The sequence below is a fragment of the Streptomyces sp. NPDC090025 genome (assembly GCF_044748125.1).
Taxonomy (GTDB): Bacteria; Actinomycetota; Actinomycetes; order Streptomycetales; family Streptomycetaceae; genus Streptomyces.
Window position 1 is genome coordinate 42117 of record NZ_JBIVFL010000018.1, and the last position, 19449, is coordinate 61565.

Annotated in this window: 12 protein-coding genes and 1 pseudogene; 6 read left to right on the forward strand and 7 right to left on the reverse strand. The window is 73.3% G+C overall.

Going from position 1 to position 19449, the window contains the following annotated elements; all coding sequences use genetic code 11:
* Nucleotides 1–62: 62 nt before the first annotated feature.
* Entirely contained in the window at nucleotides 63–5489 is a 5427-nt protein-coding gene (locus ACIPXM_RS30995; RefSeq protein ID WP_401662378.1) for a trypsin-like peptidase domain-containing protein, read from the forward strand.
* Nucleotides 5490–5492: 3 nt separating this feature from the next.
* Nucleotides 5493–6596 carry a trypsin-like serine peptidase gene (locus ACIPXM_RS31000; protein WP_401662380.1) on the forward strand — a complete coding sequence of 368 codons (1104 nt, stop codon included), beginning with the start codon at nucleotides 5493–5495 and terminating at the stop codon, nucleotides 6594–6596.
* 115 nt (nucleotides 6597–6711) lie between these two features.
* Here the strand turns inward: ACIPXM_RS31000 and ACIPXM_RS31005 are convergent.
* A pseudogene (locus ACIPXM_RS31005) lies at nucleotides 6712–7386 on the reverse strand (HAD family hydrolase); the annotation flags it as partial.
* Between the two features lie 151 nt (nucleotides 7387–7537).
* Here ACIPXM_RS31005 and ACIPXM_RS31010 point away from each other — a divergent pair.
* The 3 genes from ACIPXM_RS31010 to ACIPXM_RS31020 all read left to right on the forward strand — a co-directional run bounded on the left by ACIPXM_RS31010 (nucleotide 7538) and on the right by ACIPXM_RS31020 (nucleotide 9673).
* Nucleotides 7538–8068: a carboxymuconolactone decarboxylase family protein gene (locus ACIPXM_RS31010; protein ID WP_401662382.1), complete on the forward strand. Its 531-nt coding sequence runs from the start codon at nucleotides 7538–7540 to the stop codon at nucleotides 8066–8068.
* An 83-nt stretch (nucleotides 8069–8151) separates the two neighbouring features.
* Complete coding sequence (locus tag ACIPXM_RS31015; RefSeq protein WP_401662552.1) at nucleotides 8152–9087, forward strand: NAD(P)-dependent oxidoreductase; 936 nt, start codon at nucleotides 8152–8154, stop codon at nucleotides 9085–9087.
* A gap of 124 nt (nucleotides 9088–9211) precedes the next feature.
* A complete protein-coding gene (locus ACIPXM_RS31020) occupies nucleotides 9212–9673 on the forward strand; it encodes a GreA/GreB family elongation factor (protein ID WP_401662384.1) in 462 nt (153 codons plus the stop codon).
* A gap of 50 nt (nucleotides 9674–9723) precedes the next feature.
* Here ACIPXM_RS31020 and ACIPXM_RS31025 read toward each other — a convergent pair whose 3' ends face one another.
* The 3 genes from ACIPXM_RS31025 to ACIPXM_RS31035 form a co-directional block, all read right to left on the reverse strand.
* Nucleotides 9724–10548 carry a family 1 encapsulin nanocompartment shell protein gene (locus ACIPXM_RS31025; protein WP_401662386.1) on the reverse strand — a complete coding sequence of 275 codons (825 nt, stop codon included), beginning with the start codon at nucleotides 10546–10548 and terminating at the stop codon, nucleotides 9724–9726.
* Between the two features lie 5 nt (nucleotides 10549–10553).
* The gene (locus ACIPXM_RS31030) at nucleotides 10554–11591 is read right to left on the reverse strand and encodes a Dyp-type peroxidase (protein ID WP_401662388.1); all 1038 of its coding nucleotides are present in this window, start codon (nucleotides 11589–11591) and stop codon (nucleotides 10554–10556) included.
* Nucleotides 11592–11755: 164 nt separating this feature from the next.
* Entirely contained in the window at nucleotides 11756–12427 is a 672-nt protein-coding gene (locus tag ACIPXM_RS31035) for a DUF4097 family beta strand repeat-containing protein (protein WP_401662390.1), read from the reverse strand.
* Nucleotides 12428–12727: 300 nt separating this feature from the next.
* Between ACIPXM_RS31035 and ACIPXM_RS31040 the strand changes: the two genes are divergently transcribed.
* A complete protein-coding gene (locus ACIPXM_RS31040) occupies nucleotides 12728–15238 on the forward strand; it encodes an ATP-dependent Clp protease ATP-binding subunit (RefSeq protein WP_401662392.1) in 2511 nt (836 codons plus the stop codon).
* A gap of 88 nt (nucleotides 15239–15326) precedes the next feature.
* Here ACIPXM_RS31040 and ACIPXM_RS31045 read toward each other — a convergent pair whose 3' ends face one another.
* The 3 genes from ACIPXM_RS31045 to ACIPXM_RS31055 all read right to left on the reverse strand — a co-directional run bounded on the left by ACIPXM_RS31045 (nucleotide 15327) and on the right by ACIPXM_RS31055 (nucleotide 19134).
* Complete coding sequence (locus ACIPXM_RS31045) at nucleotides 15327–16214, reverse strand: geranyl diphosphate 2-C-methyltransferase (RefSeq protein ID WP_401662394.1); 888 nt, start codon at nucleotides 16212–16214, stop codon at nucleotides 15327–15329.
* 17 nt (nucleotides 16215–16231) lie between these two features.
* On the reverse strand, nucleotides 16232–17629 hold the full coding sequence (locus tag ACIPXM_RS31050; protein ID WP_401662396.1) for a family 2 encapsulin nanocompartment cargo protein terpene cyclase: 1398 nt from the start codon (nucleotides 17627–17629) through the stop codon (nucleotides 16232–16234).
* An 89-nt stretch (nucleotides 17630–17718) separates the two neighbouring features.
* Entirely contained in the window at nucleotides 17719–19134 is a 1416-nt protein-coding gene (locus tag ACIPXM_RS31055; RefSeq protein WP_401662399.1) for a family 2B encapsulin nanocompartment shell protein, read from the reverse strand.
* Nucleotides 19135–19449: the final 315 nt, after the last annotated feature.

Sequence of the window (19449 nt, forward strand, 5' to 3'; positions counted from 1 at the left end):
GGGACGATGGCAGGAGCGAGCCGGTGTCCCCAACGGCGCGGGGACGCCCGGGCAGGTGCCTCATGCCGCTCACCGAGACGGAGTGGGGTCTCGTCACCAGCTGGGTGCGGGACCACCTCCTCGACGACCCCGATCCCCGCAGCCGTCTGCTGCGTTCCGCACTGACCACGGACTTCGTGACCGGCCTCCGGCTGACGGCCGACCGGGACGCGAACGCCCGGGTGGTGGTCGGCGCGGCCCGGCAGGAGATCGGCCATCAGCGACGGCTGCTCGACGCGCTGGCCAGGCTCGACGCGCTCGACCGGCTGGACGCGGTGGACTCCGAGGGCCGGGGCATGGAGGTACGCGCGCTGCTCGGGCGGCTGCGCGAGGACGAGGCGGTACGGCGGGAGGACCGCGACCCGTACGAGGCGGTGGTGCTGCGGCACGGCACCGAGGTGTTCCTCGACCGGACCGCGCTGCGCGGGACCCTGCGCCGGTTCGTGGCGGACCCCGAACAGTCGGTGCTCGTGGTGGACGGCGCCCCGGACAGCGGCCGCTCGTACACCTACCGGCTGATCCGGCACCTGGGGCAGCACACCGGGTTCCGGCCGGTCCGGGTGACGCTGAACCGGACGTCGACGGCGGAGCGTCTGGTGGAGCGGCTGTGGGCGTTCGTGGCGGGTCCCGAGGCGAACGGCTTCGTGCTGAACCCGACCCGGCTGAACGACCTGCTGCCGTCGGTCGACGACGCGGTGCACCGGATCGTGAGCCGGGCGACCGCCGCCGACGACCGGTTCTGGCTGGTGCTGGACGAGTGCGACGCGCCGGACCCGAACTCCGACGTGTTCGACTGCGTGGGCAAACTGGCCCTCGCCATCTACGAGCACACCCCCGTGCGCAACGAGACCGTGCCGCGCCTCGTGCTGCTCGGCTGGGACCGGGCCCGCCACCAACTCCCGTACGACCTGCGGAACAACGAGTGCCACGACACGGCCACCCCGGCCGGGCCCGAGGAACTGCGGGAGTTCTTCGCCCGGTTCCTCGCCGACGCGCCGGGCGCGACGCCGGGCACCGGTCCCCCGGACGGTGCCGTCGACGCCCGGGTGGTCGAGGAGGTCGTCGACGAGGTGCTGCGGGCGGTCGACGCGGCGGATCCCGTGGACAGCCACATGCGGCGGGTGTGCACGACGGTGGAGACGGCGGTACGGGTCCGCCTCGACCTGGCGCCGGGCGACGACTTCGTCGTACGGCTCCGCGAGGCGCTGCGCTCCCCGGTGTCGCCGCTGGTCGCCGCGCTGCCCGAGCTGCGGCGCGGCTACCGGGAGGCGGCGTGCCTGCTCGACAGCTTCGACCCGGCGCTGCTCAGGCTGCCGGGCGAGACGACGGCGAGCGGCCGGGCGGTCCTCGAACTGGTCGACGACTGCACGGCCTCGGCGGCCCCGCAGCGTTCGGTGCGCTGGTCGCTCACGCCCGAGGTCCGCCTGGAGGCGCTGCGCGGGCTCGCGGGCCCCGAGGCGGCCCGCCGGGCGCTCGCCGCGAACGAGGGCGTCTTCCCGCGCGGGTCGGGTCCCGCGGCGACGGCGCTCGCGCTGCTGTCCGGCGCGGGTGCGGGTGCGGGAGCAGAGACGGGCGCGGGCACGGACGGAGGGGCGGCCGCCGGAGTGGACTCCGCGCCCGCCGGGGCGGCGGCGCTGCTCGCTGACGCCGATGTGGCCCGGCTGTCCGACACCCTGCAGGCGGTGCTGTGGCTGGCCGAGGTGCCGGGCACGGCGGGCCTCGTCCCGGCGCCCGACGCGGTCCAGCGGCGCCTTGAGCGGGCCCGGCTGCTCCAGCCGCTGCGCCGGCTCGTCCGGGAGTCGTTCCACGGCCGGATCCGGGAGCTGGACGCGCTGCGCGGCTATCTCGCCCTGCCGACCGAACCCGCCGAGCCGCCCGTCCTGGTGCACGGCATCGGCGGCATCGGCAAGAGCACCCTGCTCGCCCGCTTCCTGCTCGACAGCCTGCGGGAGGCGGCGCCGGACGGCTTCCCGTTCGCCTACATCGACTTCGAGCGCCCCACTCTGACGATCCATCAGCCCGCCACCGTCCTCGGCGAGGCGGCCCGCCAACTCGGCGTGCAGTACCCCGAGTCGCGTGAGCGCTTCGACTCGCTCGCCGACCGGTGCGGTCGGACCGCCGGGGTGCAGCGCGGCGAACGCACCCGGCTCGACGAGCTGTCCGGCCTTTCGGTGACCCGCTCCACCTACAGCAGGGACTACTCGGCGGGCTTCCACGCCCGGGCCAGCGCCCATGAGCAGGACCTGGCGCGCGAGCTGGCCACCCTGGTCGGCGAGGCCGCCGCGCCGCCCCCGGGGGTGATGGAGCCGCCGCTCGTGGTGGTGCTCGACTCCTTCGAGGAGGCGCAGTACCGGGGGTCACCGGCGCTCTCGCGGATGTGGGCGGTGTGGACGGCACTGCGCGCCGCGTACCCCCGGCTGCGGTTCGTGGTGGCCGGGCGGGCGCCGATCGAGCATCCGGCGAAGGTCCTCGCGCCCCGCACCATGGAGCTGTCCGAGCTGGACGAGGAGGCGTCCGTCAGCCTCCTGATGTCCTGCCGGGTCGAGGACGAGACCCTGGCCCGCGAGCTGTACGCGCAGGTCGGCGGCCATCCGCTGAGTCTGAAGCTGGCGGCGCGCACCGCCGTGTCGCTCGGCGAGGACGCCCGGTCGATCGGCGAACTGCTCAGCGGGGTGACCGGGCGGCGGCGGCTGCGCGGCAGCGTGGACCGGATGCTGATCCAGGGCACGCTGTACGACCGGCTGCTCAAGCACATCGCGGACCCGGAGCTGCGGGCCCTGGTGCAGGCGGGGCTGGCGCTGCGCACGATCACCCCGGTGCTGGTGCGCGAGGTGCTCGCCGGTCCCGCCGGGCTCACCGTGCCGTCGGCCGCCGAGGCGGGGCGGCTGTTCGCGCACCTCACCGCCCGGATGGACCTGATGGAACCGGCCGGACCCGGGGCCGTCCGGCACCGGCCGGACCTGCGCTCGATCATGCTGCGGCTCTCGGACGGCGCCCGCACCGATCTGATGCGGGCGGTGGACACCCGGGCGGTCGCCTGGTTCGCGGGCCGCGACACGGTACGGGACCGGGCCGAGGAGATCTACCACCGGCTGCGGCTCGGCGAGAACCCCCGCACCGTGGAGGCGCGTTGGCTGTCCGGGGTGGAGCACTACCTGGCGGGCGCGGAGCGGGATCTGTCGCCCCGCTCGGCGGCGTTCCTGCTCGGCCGGATCGGCGGCCATGTGCCGGACCAGATCATGGCCCTGGCCGACCAGGAGGACTGGGAGCGGATCGCCGCGCGCGAGATCGAGGACCTGCTCACCCAGGGCTATGTGGAGGCGGCGGCACAGCGGCTGACGGAGCGTCAGCCGTGGACGCCGTGCAGCCGACTGCCCGCGCTCCTGGTGGAGACCCTCGCCAGGAGCGGCCGGGCGCGGGACGCCAGGGAGTCGGCGGAGCGGGCGGTGGCGCGGGCGCAGGAGGCGGGCTGCGCCGAGACCCGGCTCGAACTGCTCGAACTGTCCGCGCGGCTCGCCCGGGAGGCGGGCGACCTCACCGGGGCCGACCACGACCTCCAGGAGGCGGAGGCGGTGGCGACGGGGCTCGGGCTGCCGTACGAGTCGATCGGTGTCCTGGTGACCCGCTCGCGGCTCGCGGTGGACGCGGGATGGGACGCGACGGAGGTCGACACCCGGCTGGCCCGGCGGTTGCGGGCGCTGTCCGACGAGGAGCTGGCCCGGCGGCCCGGGCTCGCCAGGGCGGCGGCCGTCTCGGCCTGCCGGGCCGACCCGCCCGCGCTCGCCAGGACGCTGCGCCTGGTGGGGCTGCCGGAGCACGACGACGCGGTGGTCACGGTGCTGGCCCGCCGGTTCGCGCGGGCGGTCGCCGAGCGGCCGCAGCTGCGGGAGCCGCTGGCCCGGATCCTGGCGTCGGCGGCGGCGGGCGCGCGCGAGCCGTCCGGCGGCACGGTCGTGCCCGGGTCCGACGGCCCCGGCACCCGCTACGGCACCGGCACCCGGTCCGGACACTCCGGGTTCCGCTCCGGGGTCTCCCCTGGTCCCGGCGGCAGCGGCACGGCCTACGGGGCCGACCCGGTCGACGCGGTCTGGGTCGAGGAGGCGCTCCGGGCGGCCCGGCGGCGCGGCACCCTGGACAGCGTGGCCTGGCGGGCCCTCGCGCTCGGCGACAACGGCGGGGAGCTGCTGCGGGGTGTCGCGGAGGCGGTGGACACCGGTACGGCCGCCCTCAGGGAACGCAAGGAGCGCGACGAGCCCGGGCGCACCCCGCCGCCGGACCAGGCGCAGGCCGCCTGGCGGCAGGAGCCGTACCTGGACGCCGACGGGCTGCTCGCGGTGCAGAACGCGGCCGCCGAGGCCGGGCTCGCCGACCGGGAGCTGCGCGGGCCGCTGTTCGCGGGCGTCAAGGACCACTTCTGGATGTCGCTGCCGCCGCTGCCCAGCCCGCGCGCCCAGCTGACCGCGGACCTGGCGACGCTGAACCACGTCGAGCGGCTGATGGAGGGCGAGGTGCCGCTGGAGCTGTGGCTGCGCAACGCGATCGGTCTGGCCGACGAGCCGGGCCCGGTCGCGGTGTTCCAGCGGGCCCTGGACCGGGTGGTGCGGGACGCGGCGGGCGAGCCCGAACTCCCCGCCAAGTACCTGACGTCGGAGCACCTCACCGAGTTCAAGGAGGAGATCGTCATCCGGGACGACATGGTGCCCTTCGAGTTCCTGCGGGAGGGCTTCACGGCGGGCGCGGCGGTCGCCCGGGTGACCGTGCCACCGTACGAGTCGGGCCGGCCGATGCATCCCGCGTACCCGCACGTGGGCACCGGCTGGCTGATCGCACCCGGGCTGCTGGTCACCAACCACCATGTGGTGAACGCCCGCAACGGCATCGGCGGCGGCCGGACACAGGTCGCCGAGGCGGATCTGCAGCTCCAGGTGCGCAACTCCCGCTCGCGGTTCGACTACGGCGCCGACGAGGCCGAGACGGAGGAGGCGACGGCCTCCGCGCTGGTCGCCTGGGACCCGGAACTCGACTACGCGGTGGTCCGGCTGACGGTGGCTCAGCCGGAGCGGGCGGTGCTCCGGGTGTCGACCGAGCCGTACGAGTCCCGGGCCAACGACGCCCAGGCGGTCAACATCATCCAGCATCCGAAGGGGATGCCGAAGCGGGTGGCGCTGCGCAACAACCTGGTCTACCAGGCGGACGCCAGGAACCTCGCCTACTTCACCGACACCCAGGGCGGCTCGTCCGGCTCGCCGGTCTGCACCGACGACTGGACGGTCGTCGCGCTGCACCGGGGCGCGCGCCGGGTGAGCGACGTGGACTACCAGGGCAGGTCGACGGCGGTCGTCAACGTCGGCACCCAGATGAGCCGGATCCTCGCCCATCTCCGGGAGAACCGGCCCGCGTTGTACGAGGAGATCATGGCGGCGCAGGCCCGGCTGCCGAAGGAGGGCTGACGGATGAGCTACGGATCGCGCAGCGGCTCGCACAGCGGTTCACCGGTGGCGACCGGTCCCGCGCAGGTCTTCGGCGATCTCGGCGCGGTGGCCGAGCGGGTCAGGGACCGGCTCGAACAGGAGCTGGAGATCCAGGAGTCGGCCGAGGAGCTGCCGCCCGGCGTGGCCCCGGCCGCCGAGATCGGCCGGTTCGCGGCCGAGGAGCGGGCCCGGGTCCTGGAGGCGGGGGTGGCGGGGCTGGAGAAGCTGGCCGGGGACCGGGCGGACGAGATCGACGAGGACGAGTACTTCGGGGTGGAGGCGATCGTGCTCCTGGAGGGGCGCCCGGCGATCCTGGTGCAGGGGCAGGACTTCGCCTCGCAGCCGGGCGACTGGTCGGTGCTCGACGCCGGGCGGGCCGCGATCCGCGAGTCGATCGCCCGGGTGGGGCGGGTGGAGGTCACCGGGCATCCGAGCCTGGAGTGGATCGGCACCGCGTTCCAGGTGGGTCCCGAGACGGTGATGACCAATCGGCACGTGGCCGCCGAGTTCAGCCGGGCCGACGACGCGGGCTGGACCTTCCAGGACGGCATGTCGGCCCGGATCGACCCGGGCGAGGAGCAGCCCGGGCACCCCGCGCCCGGCCCGGTGCCGACCGCGGACACCCGGCCGTACGAGGTCGTCGAGGTGACCGGCATCCACCCGGACGTCGATCTGGCCCTGCTGCGGATCGCCCCGGTGGACGACGAGCCGCTGCCGACGCCGCTGGCCGTCGCGGCGGACGCCCCGGCGGGCGTTCCGGGGCGTCCGGTGTACGTGATCGGCTATCCGGCCTGGGACGGGCGGCGCAACGAGCCGGAGTCGATGCGGCGGATCTTCATGGACGTGTACAACGTGAAGCGGCTCCAGCCGGGCATGGCCACCGAGTTCACGCCCGGCGGCCTGGTGATGCGGCACGACTGCTCGACGCTCGGCGGCAACAGCGGCTCGCCGGTCTTCGACCTCACCGACCACCGGGTGCTCGGACTGCACTACGGCGGGCGCTACCGGGTCGGGAACGTGGCGGTGCCGCTGTGGGAGCTCCTGGAGGACCCGCTGCTCGCCCGCGCGAAGGTCAACTGGGTGTGACGGGTGGGGAGTCGGGCGGCGAGTCCGGCGGAGAGCCGGGCGCGGCGCCCGGGTCCGCGTGCGGGTCCCCGGCGTGGTGGCCGCCCGGGCGGTGGCCGCCGGTGGTGGTGCCGCCGCCGAGCAGCCCGAACACCGGGAGCAGACCGTGCGGGCGCTGGTCGACGGGCAGGTGGTCGACGAAGTGCACCTGGGCGCCGAGCGCCTCGGCGCCGCCGTCGGCGCGCCGGTCGTCGCCCACCATCAGGGTCTCGGCGGCGGTGAGCCCGAGCCCGTCGAGCGCGTACCGGAAGATCCCGGGGTCCGGCTTCTGGACGCCGACCTCGTACGAGAGGGCGTAGACGTCGACCCATGCGTCGAGCCCGTGCGCCCGGAACACCGGTCGCAGGTCCCAGCCGATGTTGCTGACGACGGCGACCGCGACACCGGCGCGGCTCAGCTCGCCGAGGGTGCGGGCGGTGTCGGGGTAGGGGTGCCATGCCTCGGGCGTCCGGTGGCGGTCGTACAGCGCCCGGACGAGGCCGGGGTCGGTGACCCCGGCGGCACGGATCAGCGCGGTGTACGCGGCCCGGTGCCGCGCGTCGTCGAGGTCGCGCTCCGCCCACGCCTTGGCCAGCCGCCGGGGCACCTGCTCCGGTGCCGGGCCGCCGGGCAGGGCTCCGTAGTGGGTGAGCCGCTCCACGGTGTGCGCGAACGCGTCGCCGGAGAGCCGGACATCGGACCCGGCGAGCACCGCGTCCAGCCAGTGGGCGATGGACTCGACGCGCAGCAGGGTGCCGGAGAAGTCGAACATGACGCCTTTGATCACCCCTCGATCGTAGAGCGCGCGAGCGCGAACGCGGGGAGGACACCCGACATCATACCCCCCAGGGGTATATAGTCGGGGCTGGACGACCGGCCCGCGACCACGACCGTGACCGAGAAGAACAGCAGCAGGAGGAACCGTGCGACGACGACTCACCGCGCTCGAACCCGAGCAGGCCACCGGTCGCGCCCGCGAACTGCTCGCCGACATCGTCGAACGGCACGGCTCGGCGGGCGAGATGGTCTCCACGATGGCCCACTCGCCGGCCGTCCTGGAGGGCTATCTGAGCCTGTCGCGGTCGATGAAGCGGGTCCGGATGGCCCGGCCGATCAGCGAGAAGATCTCCCTCGCCGTCCAGGAGTGGATCGGCTGCGGCACCTGCCGCGAGGCCCACGAGGCCGCCGCGCGCGCCGCCGGGCTCACCGATCTCGACATCGAGCTGGCCCGGCAGGGCACCGCCACCGACCCGCGCGAGGCGGCGCTGATCGCGGTGGCCCTGAAGGTGCTCGCCGAGCCGAGCGCCGTCGGCGACGCGGACGTGGCGGAGCTGCGCGAGCACGGCTGGAGCGACCGGGTGATCGCCGAGGTGGTCGGCGTCGTCACCCTCAACCTGCTGACCGGCGCGTTCAACCTGCTCGCCGGGATCCAGCCGGAGCCCGCGGCGGACTGACCGGCCCCGCCCGGCCCGCCGTGGTTCGATGGGCGGGTCCGCGCCGCACAGCCGAGGGAGCCCCCGTGTCCGCCGAACAGCCCGTGCCCGCCGCGCAGTCCACGTCCGCCGAGCGGTCCGCACCCGGCGCGGGGGCCGTCGTCGCCGTCCTCGGCGCCGGGATCATGGGCGCCGCGATGGCCCGCAGCCTCGCCCGCGCGGGGCACACCGTGCGGATCTGGAACCGTACGCCGGACAAGGCCGCCGCCGTCGCGGCGGACGCGGCCGGGGTGGTGGCGGTGGCCGACCCGGTGGCGGCCGTCACGGGCGCCGACGCCGTGCTCACCATGCTGTACGACGGCGGCGCCGTCCTCGACGTGATGCGGACGGCGGCCCCCGGGCTCGCGCCGGGCACGGTGTGGGCGCAGTCCACGACCGTCGGCCTCGACCAGATCGGCGCGCTCGCCGCGCTGGCCGACGAGCACGCGCTCACGTTCTTCGACGCCCCGGTGCTCGGCACCCGCGAGCCCGCCGAGGCCGGGCGGCTCACCGTGCTCGCCGCCGGGCCCGACGGGCCGCCCCGGGCGGCGGTGGCCCGGCTGTTCGACGCGGTGGGCAGCCGTACGGTGTGGGCGGGCGACGACGGCGCGGCGGGCACCGCGACCCGGCTGAAGCTGGTCACGAACAGCTGGGTGCTCGCCGCCACCACCGCGACCGGCGAGGTGCTGGCGCTGGCCCGGGCGCTCGGCGTCGACCCGGCCGACTTCTTCTCGGTGATCGACGGCGGCCCGCTCGACCTGGGCTATCTGCGGGCGAAGGCCGCGCTGGTCCTGGAGGACCGGCTGTCGCCCGCGAGCTTCGCGGTGCGGACCGCGGCGAAGGACGCCGGGCTGATCGTGGCCGCGGGCGAGCGCGGCGGGGTGCGCCTGGACCTGGCCAGGGCCGCCGAGGCGCGGTTCCTGCGGGCGGTCGCGCAGGGCAGGGGCGACGAGGACATGGCGGCCGCCTACTTCGCCAGCTGGGACGACGGGACCGCCTGAGCGGCCGGGCCGGATTGCCGGGGGACCCGGGCGGTGCGGTAATGGAGACGATGTCCACGGCCCCGTCCCCGGTCCGCGAGGCGCGATCGCCGGGACGCGCGCCACGAGTCACCTGGGAGCAGGCATGACGGACGGTCCCGAGCCCATCAGCCCCGAGGCGCAGCGGGCGCTCCAGCAGGAACTGGCCGAGCTGCGGGCCGAGCGCGGCTCGGTGGCGGCGACCCTGAAGGACCAGGACACGGTCGGTGACGAGGGGGACGCGGCCGACGAGATCCAGCGGGCCGACGAGCTGTCCCGGCTCGACGAGCGGATCGCCCGGGTCCAGGAGCGGCTCGACGGCGCCTCCGTGGCCGGGCCGCCGGACGCCCTGCTGATCGGGGTGGGCAGCACCGTCACCGTACGGTTCGAGGACGGCGGCGAGTCGACGGTGCACCTCGGGGAGCTGGCCGACGCCGACGACCCGGCGCTCGTCACCTCGGACAGCCCGCTCGGTGTCGCGCTGCTCGGGCGGCGGGCCGGGGACACCGTGTCGTACCGGACGCCCGGCGGGCCGATGAGCGCCGAGGTGGTCTCGGTCGGCGCCTGACCGTCGGCCGGTGGCGCCTGACCGTCAGCCGGAGACGATCCCGGCCGGGGTCAGTGCTGGAGCACGACGACGGCTTCGTCGGTGTAGGCGAGAAACGTCAGCGTCTCCTGGAAGTAGAGGTGCACGCTGTCGGCGTCGTGGGCGCTGTAGCCGATGGCCAGGTCCTGGCCGAGCCGGAGTTCGAAGTCGCCGCCCCGGGTGGACAGCACGAACGCGCCGGTGAGCGCGGGCGCCCAGATCGGCGGCCCGTCGAGCATCCGGGCGAGGTGCGCGGCGATCGGGTAGCCGTGGTCGGAGGTCTCGCTGACCGCGCGGTAGTCGTCGGCGCCGAGGAGCAGCGCGTACGGTCCGTCGACCCCGGCGAGCCGCAGCGAGGTCAGGGCGCGGCTGACGGCGTCGGGGTAGTCGCGGGGTTCGGCGGGCAGCGCGAGGACCGGGTTGGAGCTGCGTTCGCGCAGTCCGGCGATCCCGGCGGCGGCGTAGCCGTCGAAGACGGCGCGGTCCTCGGCGAAGGCCATGGCCCGGGCGGCGTCCTTCACGGGCTGCCAGTCGGAGTCGTTGGAGCCGCGTTCGACGTCGTCGACGGCGGTCCTGCTGATGGTGAACGGCGCCCGCAGTTCGACGAGTTGCCGGGCCTCGCGGAGCCGGGCGGTGACGCCGGGCGCGGGCGCGGCGATGTCGGTGAGGTGTCCGGTGCCGACGGCGGCGAGTCCCGGCCCGTCCGATGCGGGCACGTCGACGACGCGGCGGCCCGCGACATGGCGCCGGAAGGTGCGGGCGGCCTCCTCCTCGATCTGCGCCCATGCGGCGGCGGTGACCGGGGCGAGTTCGCGGTGGAGGTTGCTGGTCGTCGTGGGGTCGCCGGCAGGTGTCATGGTGCTCAGGCTCCTTTCAGGCTGCCGATGGCGAGGGAGCCGTCGGAGGGCGCGGCCGGTCCGGCGGGCGTGGTCGCCTCGGCGGGCGTGGTCGCGGGGACGGATGCCGACGCGGACGGCGGGTCGGGCAGGTCGTCGAGGAAGTCGGCGCTCGGCACGAAGAAGAGACAGCCGGTGAGGGCGGTGGAGAAGTCGAGGATCCGGTCGGTGACGCCGGGCGGCTCGCCGAGGAACATCCGGTCGAGCATCCGCTCGGTGACCTCGGGGGTACGGGCGTAGCCGATGAAGTAGGTGCCGAACTCGGCCTGGCCCACGGAGCCGAACACCATGTTGTCGCGGACGATCTGCCGTTCGTCGCCGTCGGCGTCGACGATGGTGTTGACGGCGACGTGCGAGTCGGCGGGCTTCACCTCGTCGGGCAGTTCGACGTTGGCGGACCGGGTGCGTCCGATGACCCGTTCCTGTTCCTCGACGCTGAGCGTGTCCCAGGTGGTGAGGTCGTGCACGTACTTCTGGACGACGACGTAGCTGCCGCCGGTGTGGTCGGGGTCCTCGTCGCCGATGTACACGGCGGCACCGGCCGCCGGGCCCTCCGGGTTCTCGCTGCCGTCGACGAAGCCGAGCAGGTCGCGCGAGTCGAAATAGCGGAAGCCGTGCACCTCGTCGACGACGGTGACCGCGCCGCCGAGGCCGTCCACGATCAGCCGGGCCAGTTCGAAGCAGAGGTCGATCCGTCGGGCGCGGAGGTGGAACAGCAGGTCGCCCGGGGTGCCCGGGGCGGTGTGCCGGGGGCCGCGCAGCGGCCGGAAGGGGTGCAGGTCGTGGGGCGGCGGGGTGTCGAAGAGGCGGGGCCAGACGGATGCGCCGATGCCGACGACGACGCTGAGCCGGTCCTCGGGCGCGCGGAAGGCGACCGACCGGGCCAGTCCTGCCAGGCCGTCGAGGGCGTCGCGGGCGGCGGACTCGCCACCCGGGTCCACGGTGACCACCAGGAACACGGCGGCTGTCGCGGGAGGGGCGAGGACGGGCTGCGGGGTGGCCACACGACTCCCTGAGATGCGCACGTACGGACAAACATCACTTTTCGGTCAGCAAGATCGAGGTCAGCGTATCCGCGCCCCCGGCCCCGCGCATCCCCCGTCGCCACCTCACGCACCCCCCGTCACCACCTCGTACGCCCCACGCCACCCGTCCCCCGCCACGGGCCTCACAGGCTCCGGGCGGTGATGTCGCCGTACGCCGTGGTGGCCTTGAAGCGCAGCGCGGACGCGGCGCCCTCGTCGTTGCGCAGGGTGTTGGCGACCCGGCCGTAGCCGGTGCCCGCGTCGAGGGTGGCGGAGACGCCCCGGGCGGCGCCGACGGTGATGTCGCCCTTCTGGGTGCTCAGCTCGACGGTGCCGGTCTTGGCCTCGTCGACCCGCAGGTCACCCTTCTGGGTGCTGAGGGTGGCAGGTCCGCCGAGCCGTCCGACGACGATGGAGCCGGCCTGGACGGCGAGCCGGGCGGCGCCGGTCTCGTCGAGCTTGATCTCGCCCTGGGCGGTCTCGAAGTCGACGTCGCCGAGGCGGCCGACACCGCGCAGGTCGGCGGCGGCGGCCTTGGCCCGGACCCGGGAGCCGACCGGCAGCTGGACGGTCACCTCGACGTGGCCGGAGCTGCCGAACAGCCGGTTCTCCGGCTGCGGGGACTCGATCCGCAGGACGCCGTCGGCGTAGTCGACGCGGACCTTCTCGGCGGCCTTCGCGTCCCGGGTCTTGGCCGGGTTGAGCGGCCGGATGTCGACCGTGGCGTCGGCGCGGTCGGCGGCGATGAGCTGGATGCGCCCGGCGGGGAGGTCGACGACGACGGTGACGGGGGCGGCGGTCGGGAACTTCTGCATGGTCTGCTCCGGCTTCCTGGGACACGGCTCGTTTGCCGCCTACTGTTTCTGATAACAGAAACGCTACGTTGCATTCGCGCTCCAGGCAACATGACCATGGCGATCCCCGGACAACCACCCAGCTCAGAACCGATAAATCGTTGCAATGGAAACCGACTTAAGGCAATGCCGGGGCGCGCAACGTTGCAATGAAAGACCCCTGAACGCACTGGGGACCCCGCTTGCGGGGCCCCGGGACCCGGGTTTGAGTGGGGAGGAACGACCCCCCACCCCCTGGCACCCCCGCAGCAGGAGCACCAGATGTCCATGGCGTTCGGATCCCCGTTCGGCTCCTCCGATCCGTTCAGCGAGATGCTGAACCGCTTCTTCGGAATGTCGCCCGCGTCCTCTCCCCCGGCCGTCCAGCGCGTCCCCATCGGACGGCTGCTCACCGAGTCGGCCCAGGAACTCCTCGCCCGGGCGGCGCAGCAGGCCCTTGAGGACGGCACCAGCGACCTCGACACCGAGCATCTGCTGTGGGCCGCCACCCAGGTCGAGGCGTCCCGCCGGGTGCTCACCGACGCCGGGGTCAACCCGGACAAGCTGGCCGAACAGATCGCCGGGGTGCTGCCCCGCGAGGCGGGCGAGCCGTCCGCCGAACCCGGACTCACCCCGGCCGCCAAGCGCACCCTCGCCGCCGCCCACGCCTACGCCCAGGCCGCGGGCGTCTCGTACATCGGCCCCGAGCACATCCTCGGCGCGCTCCTGCGCGACCCGGACTCCGGCGCCACCCGCTTCCTGCGGGCCGAGGACCTCGATGTGCAGCGGCTGCGCGGCGCCGCCGAGCAGGCGTCCCGGCCGGGCGAGGCGCCCGCCGCGCAGCAGCGGCAACCGGCCACCACGCTCGACGAGTTCGGCCGCGACCTCACCGAGGAGGCGAAGGCCGGGAAGCTCGACCCGGTGGTCGGCCGCGCCGACGAGATCGAGCAGACCGTCGAGATCCTGTCCCGCCGCTCCAAGAACAACCCGGTCCTCATCGGCGAGCCCGGCGTCGGCAAGACCGCCATCGTGGAGGGCCTCGCCCAGCGGATCGTGGCGGGCGAGGTGCCCGACACCCTCAAGGACAAGCGGGTCGTCTCGCTCGACCTGTCCGGCATGGTGGCGGGCGCGCAGTACCGCGGCCAGTTCGAGGAGCGCCTGAAGAAGGTCATCGAGGACGTGCAGCAGTCCGAGGGACAGATCATCCTGTTCATCGACGAGCTGCACACCGTCGTCGGCGCCGGCGCCACCGGCGAGGGCTCGATGGACGCGGGCAACATGCTCAAGCCCGCCCTCGCCCGCGGCGAACTGCACGTGGTCGGCGCCACCACCATCGACGAGTACCGCAAGCACGTCGAGAAGGACGCCGCCCTCGAACGGCGCTTCCAGCCGGTGCTGATCCCCGAGCCGACGGTCGAGGAGACCGTGCAGATCCTCGAAGGACTGCGGGACGCGTACGAGGCCCACCACCAGGTCCGGTTCGCCGACGGGGCGCTCACGGCGGCGGCCGAGCTCTCCGACCGCTACATCAGCGACCGCTTCCTGCCCGACAAGGCGATCGACCTGATGGACCAGGCGGGCGCCCGGGTCCGGCTGCGCAGCGCGGGCCGCTCCACCGAGGTGGTCAGCCGCGAGGACAAGCTCGCCAAGCTGCGCCGGGAGAAGGACGAGGCCGTCGCGGGCGAGGAGTTCGAGAAGGCGTCGAACCTGAAGAGGCGGATCGCCGAGGTGGAGGGCGAGCTCGCGGGCATCGAGGAGCGCCGGGAGGGCGTCGTCTCGGTCACCGCCGCCGAGATCGTCGCCCGGCGCACCGGCATCCCGGTCGCCCAGCTCACCACCAGCGAGAAGGAGCGGCTGCTCAAACTGGAGGAGGAGATGCACGCCCGGATCGTCGGCCAGGACGAGGCCGTCACCGCCGTGTCGGAGGCGGTCCGCCGCAACCGCGCGGGCATGGGCGACCCGGGCCGCCCGGTCGGCTCGTTCCTCTTCCTCGGTCCGACCGGCGTCGGCAAGACCGAACTCGCCAAGACACTGGCCGAGTTGCTGTTCGGCGACGAGAACCGCATGATCCGCTTCGACATGAGCGAGTTCCAGGAGAAGCACACCGTCGCCCGCCTGGTCGGCGCGCCGCCCGGCTACGTGGGCTACGACGAGGCGGGACAGCTCACCGAGAAGGTGCGCCGCCAGCCGTACAGCGTGGTCCTGTTCGACGAGGTCGAGAAGGCGCACCCGGACGTCTTCAACACGCTGCTCCAGATCCTGGACGACGGCCGCCTGACGGACGGTCAGGGCCGCACGGTGGACTTCCGGCACTGCGTGGTCATCATGACGTCCAACATCGGCGCCCACCGCATCCTGGCGCACCAGGGCGACGCGGCCGAGCTGAAGGACGAGCTGATGGAGGACCTGCGGGGGCGTTTCCTGCCGGAGTTCCTCAACCGCATCGACGACATCATCGTGTTCCACAGCCTGACCGAGGACGACCTCGCCCAGATCGTGGAGCATCTGCTCGACCGCAGCGAACACCGGGTGCACGCCCAGGGGTTGAAGCTGGAGGTGACCGACGCGGCGAAGAAGCTCCTGGTCGCCCACGGCCATCAGCCGGAGTTCGGCGCCCGTCCGCTGCGCCGGACCATCCAGACCGAACTCGACAACCGGATCGCCTCGTTGCTGCTCGGCGGTGAGGCGGAGCCGGGTGACACGATCGTCGCGGACGTCGTCCACGACACGCTGCACTGCACGATCCGGCGGGCCGAGCAGCCCGCCGGGGAACCTGCCGGGGCCGCGCCCTGACCGTCGTACGAAATGCCGGGCCCGCCCCTCCGCTGAAGGAGGGGCGGGCCCGGCCCCGTTCCCGCCGGTGGGGCGGCGGTCCGGGGGATCAGACGCGGTCGGCGGCGATCAGGAGGTACTGGAAGGAGCCGTCCTTGTACGACTCGATGAACGCCTCCTCGATGCCGGTGACCAGCGACGAGGTGGCGCGCAGCTCCCAGTACGGCAGGGTCGCGGCGGTCAGGTCGATCACCGCGTTCGGGACGAGCCGGTGGTCGGCCATGGCGCGCAGGTACTCACGGCGCGAGTGGATGTTGCACTCGAAGTGCGCGTTGATCTGCGAGACCCACTTCGACGGCTGGCCGTACTTGGGGTTCCAGCAGCCGGTGATGGTGACGTACCGGCCGCCGACCGAGAGCACCCGGGAGTGCTCGGCCATCAGGTCCTCGAGGTCCACGTACATGCTGGACTCGTTGTTCCACGAGCCGGCCATCTGACCGGTCTCGAAGGGGGTGGCGAGCATGTTGCAGACCCGGGCGTGCACCCGGTCCTCGATGCCCAGCTCCTGCGCCCGGCGGTTGCCGAAGTCGGCCTGCTTGGCGGAGAGGGTGACACCCTCCACCTTGCAGCCGAAGCGCTGGTTGGCCATCACCATCGAACCGCCGCGGCCGCAGCCCGCGTCCATCAGGGTGTCGTCGCGGCCGATCGGTCCGAGGTGGTCGAGCAGCACCTCGGCCTGGGCGGACTCGAGGCGGTGCAGCTCGGCGATCAGCTTCTTCTCGTACGCGCTGTCCTCGGGGTCGCCGAGGGCGGCGTGGTCGACGTCGCCGATGCCGTAGTGGTGGTGGTAGAGCCCATCGACGTCGCCGAGACGGAGGTTCACGGGCCTGGCCTCGTTGTTCCAGTAGCGCGCGATGTCCCCCTGGTAGGGGGTCGCGGGCGAGGGGACGAACGCGGAGGTGGTGCCTTCGGCGGTGGTGAACTCGGTGCTGGTCACAGATGAAAGTCCGTTTCTTACCAGAAGTCGGGGAGGCTGTAGCGGAAGGTGTTGGTCTGGTGCCAGTAGTGGTTGCCGTCCACCCACACCGCGACGCCCTTGAGGAAGCGCAGCACGGTGGGGACAGGACAGGTGGCGGCGAGAGCGGCGGCCTCGGCCTCGAAGGCGCGCATGAGGTCGTTGTGGACCTCGACGGCCTTCAGGTAGCCCTCCTTGGCGGAGAGGTTCTCCCGCTCCGCGATCACCACCGGCAGATTGAGGTGCGTGCCGGGACTGTCCAGCTCCTTGGTGTAGGAGTACAGGTCGTTCACGATCGTGGTCGCGTTCCCGGCGAGCGCGATGACCCGCTGCATGGCCGGCTGGGCGTGCAGGTCCATCGGCAGTTCGTAGCCGCCGACGGAGTCGGTCAGGGTGGGGCAGGGGCGGAAGTTGTTGAACTGGCGCATCGCCAGGTACTCCCACACCTCGGGCACATGGTCGGTCTCGGCCCAGGCGGCCTCGGCCAGGTAGCCCAGGTGCAGCCGCGCCATGTCGTGCCGGAAGCGGTCCGCCTGGGACGCCGTGGCGAGCTGCGTGAAGTACTTCATCGCCGAGTGGTACGCGCGCCGGGGCGCGTCCGACGCCAGCGACTCCTCCCACGGCGCCTGGTACTCGGGCGTGGTGTGCACCGGGTCCAGAGCGGTGTGGGCGAGCAGCAGCCGACTGCCGAGGCCGACCGGCGAACCGCCGTGGTCCTCGCAGTAGATGTCGTCGACGGCGTTCTCGGCGACCATCAGGCGGGTCGCGACCATCAGGTGCTCGATGCTCGGCGCGTCGGGGTGGCAGGCGACCATGTAGCGCCCGACGGAGAAGCCGTCGAACTCGTCCGCCCACTCCGGCGGGAACATCTGGACCTCGTCGACCGCCCAGTCCTTGATGCGCCTGCTGACCTCCTCGACCCGCAGCGGATCGGGCTCCGGGATCGGGTGGTAGTACAGGCCGGGGATGGGGTTGCCGACCACGGCGGTGGTGGCCGCCGGCTCGGTCGGCGGGTCGGCGAGGGGTTCGGCGGGCGGTGCGGACCCGGTCACGGCGAGGGCCGCCGCCTCCGGCTCGGGCCGCCGGGCCAGTGAAAGCGCCGTCGTGCCGAACCCGCTGGGCCCGCTCAGGATGCGCTCCAGAGGAGTCAGGGCTTCGGACACGACCGCCTGCTCGGGTACGAGTGCCTGCTCGGGTACGGAGAGGGTCGCGGGCTCGGTCACGGAGCCGACCGGTACCGGTACCGGCACCTCGACCGGTTCGGGCGCGTCGGCCGACGCCGGAACGGCGGCCCCGGCCGTCGATCCGAACGGCAGCGAGGGCGGGCCGGGCAGCACCGGCCTGGCGGCCGGAGCGGGCGGACTCACGGGCAGAGAGGAAAGCCCGGGATCGGGCATCCGTGGCTCCTTGCTGGGATGGTGGGGCCGTCCCGGCCCGGTGAGCCCGGCCCGGCGCGGCCCGCGGAGGAATCCTCGCCGGGGGTCGGTCAGTCGTGCCTGCGGGAGATCTGCACGTTCTCCAGGACTCCGAGCGCGTCCGGCACGAGGATCGCGGCGGAGTAGTAGGTGGTCACCAGGTAGGAGATGATCGCCTGCTCGTTGATGCCCATGAAGCGCACCGACAGGCCGGGCTCGTACTCCTCCGGCAGACCGGTCTGGCGCAGGCCGATGACGCCCTGGTTGTCCTCGCCGGTACGCATGGCGAGGATCGAGCTGGTCTGCTCGTTGCTGATCGGGATCTTGCTGCAGGGCAGGATCGGCACCCCGCGCCAGGCCGGGACGGACTGGCCGCCGAGGTCGACGTGGTCCGGGTAGAGCCCGCGGGCGTTGAACTCGCGGCCGATCGCGGCGATCGTGCGCGGGTGGGCGAGCAGCACCTTGGTGCCCCGGCGGCGGCTGATGAGCTCGTCGAGGTCGTCCGGGGTGGGCGGCCCGGAGTGGGTCTGGATGCGCTGCTTGAAGTCCGCGTTGTGGAGCAGACCGAACTCGCGGTTGTTGATCAGCTCGTACTCCTGGCGCTCGCGGAGCGCCTCGATGGTGAGCCTGAGCTGTTCCTCGGTCTGGTTCATCGGGCCGTTGTAGAGGTCGGCGACCCGGGTGTGGACCTTGAGGACGGTCTGGGCGACGGAGAGCTCGTACTCGCGCGGCTTGAGCTCGTAGTCGACGAACGCGCCGGGCAGCGCGGCCTCGCCGACGTGACCGGCCGACATGGCGATCTCGGCCTCGCCGTGCTTGTTCTGGCGCTGCTGGGGCAGCGCGCTGAACGCCTGGATGTGCGCTTCCAGGCTGGCGGCCTGGGCCTGCACGGACGCGAAGTCGGCGCGGGACAGGGTGAGCAGGGTGCCGGGGGTCTCGGCGGTGGCCGTGTAGTCCCAGCGGGCGTCGGCGTCCAGCAGGGCGTTCTCGCCGAACCGGTCGCCGTCGGCGAGGACGGCGACGTCGACCTCGTCGCCGTACTTGCCGACCGAGGTCTGGTTGATGCGGCCGTGCGCGATGAGGTGGATCTCGTCGGCGGCGGTGCCGCGCTCGACGATGACCTCACCCGCGCGGAAGTCGCGCTGGACGCACCGGTCGGCCAGCGCGCGCAGCACCTCCTCGTCCTCGAAGCCGCGCAGCAGCGCGAGTTCGCCGAGCTCACGGGGGATGACCCGGACGGCGGCGCCGTCCTGGACGAACTCGATGACGCCGTCGCCGACGGTGTACGTCAGCCGGCGGTTCACCCGGTAGGCGCCGCCCTTCGTCTCCACCCAGGGGAGCGTCTTCAGGAGCCACCGGGAGGTGATCTCCTGCATCTGCGGGGCGGACTTGGTGGTGGTGGCGAGGTTCCGGGCTGCCGCGGTGCTCAGGCTGGACTGCGGCCGCGGTGGCTCAAGGTCCGTCTCCGGGCCGGTCTCAACGGTCATGGGACGAGCTCTCCTTGGAAAAAGAGGAAAAACCGACACAATCTCTGGGAATCCATCCAGATCCCCCAGATCCCGGGGAACAGTAACGGGCGGGACACCAGCCACGCCCGGTCAGAACGGTGGGGTTACCTCGAAGCAGTGATCTTGATTCGTTCGGGGTTTATCCGGGCCGACGACGAGTTTCGAGCCACCGCGACGCGACCGTCGCGCCGCTCGGCCCCGTTCGCACACCCTTCGCCAACTCAGGTGTTCGCAAACACCGTTGACGACAGTCATGGCCACGGGCCCGAAAGGCGGGCAGCGGGAATTCGCACC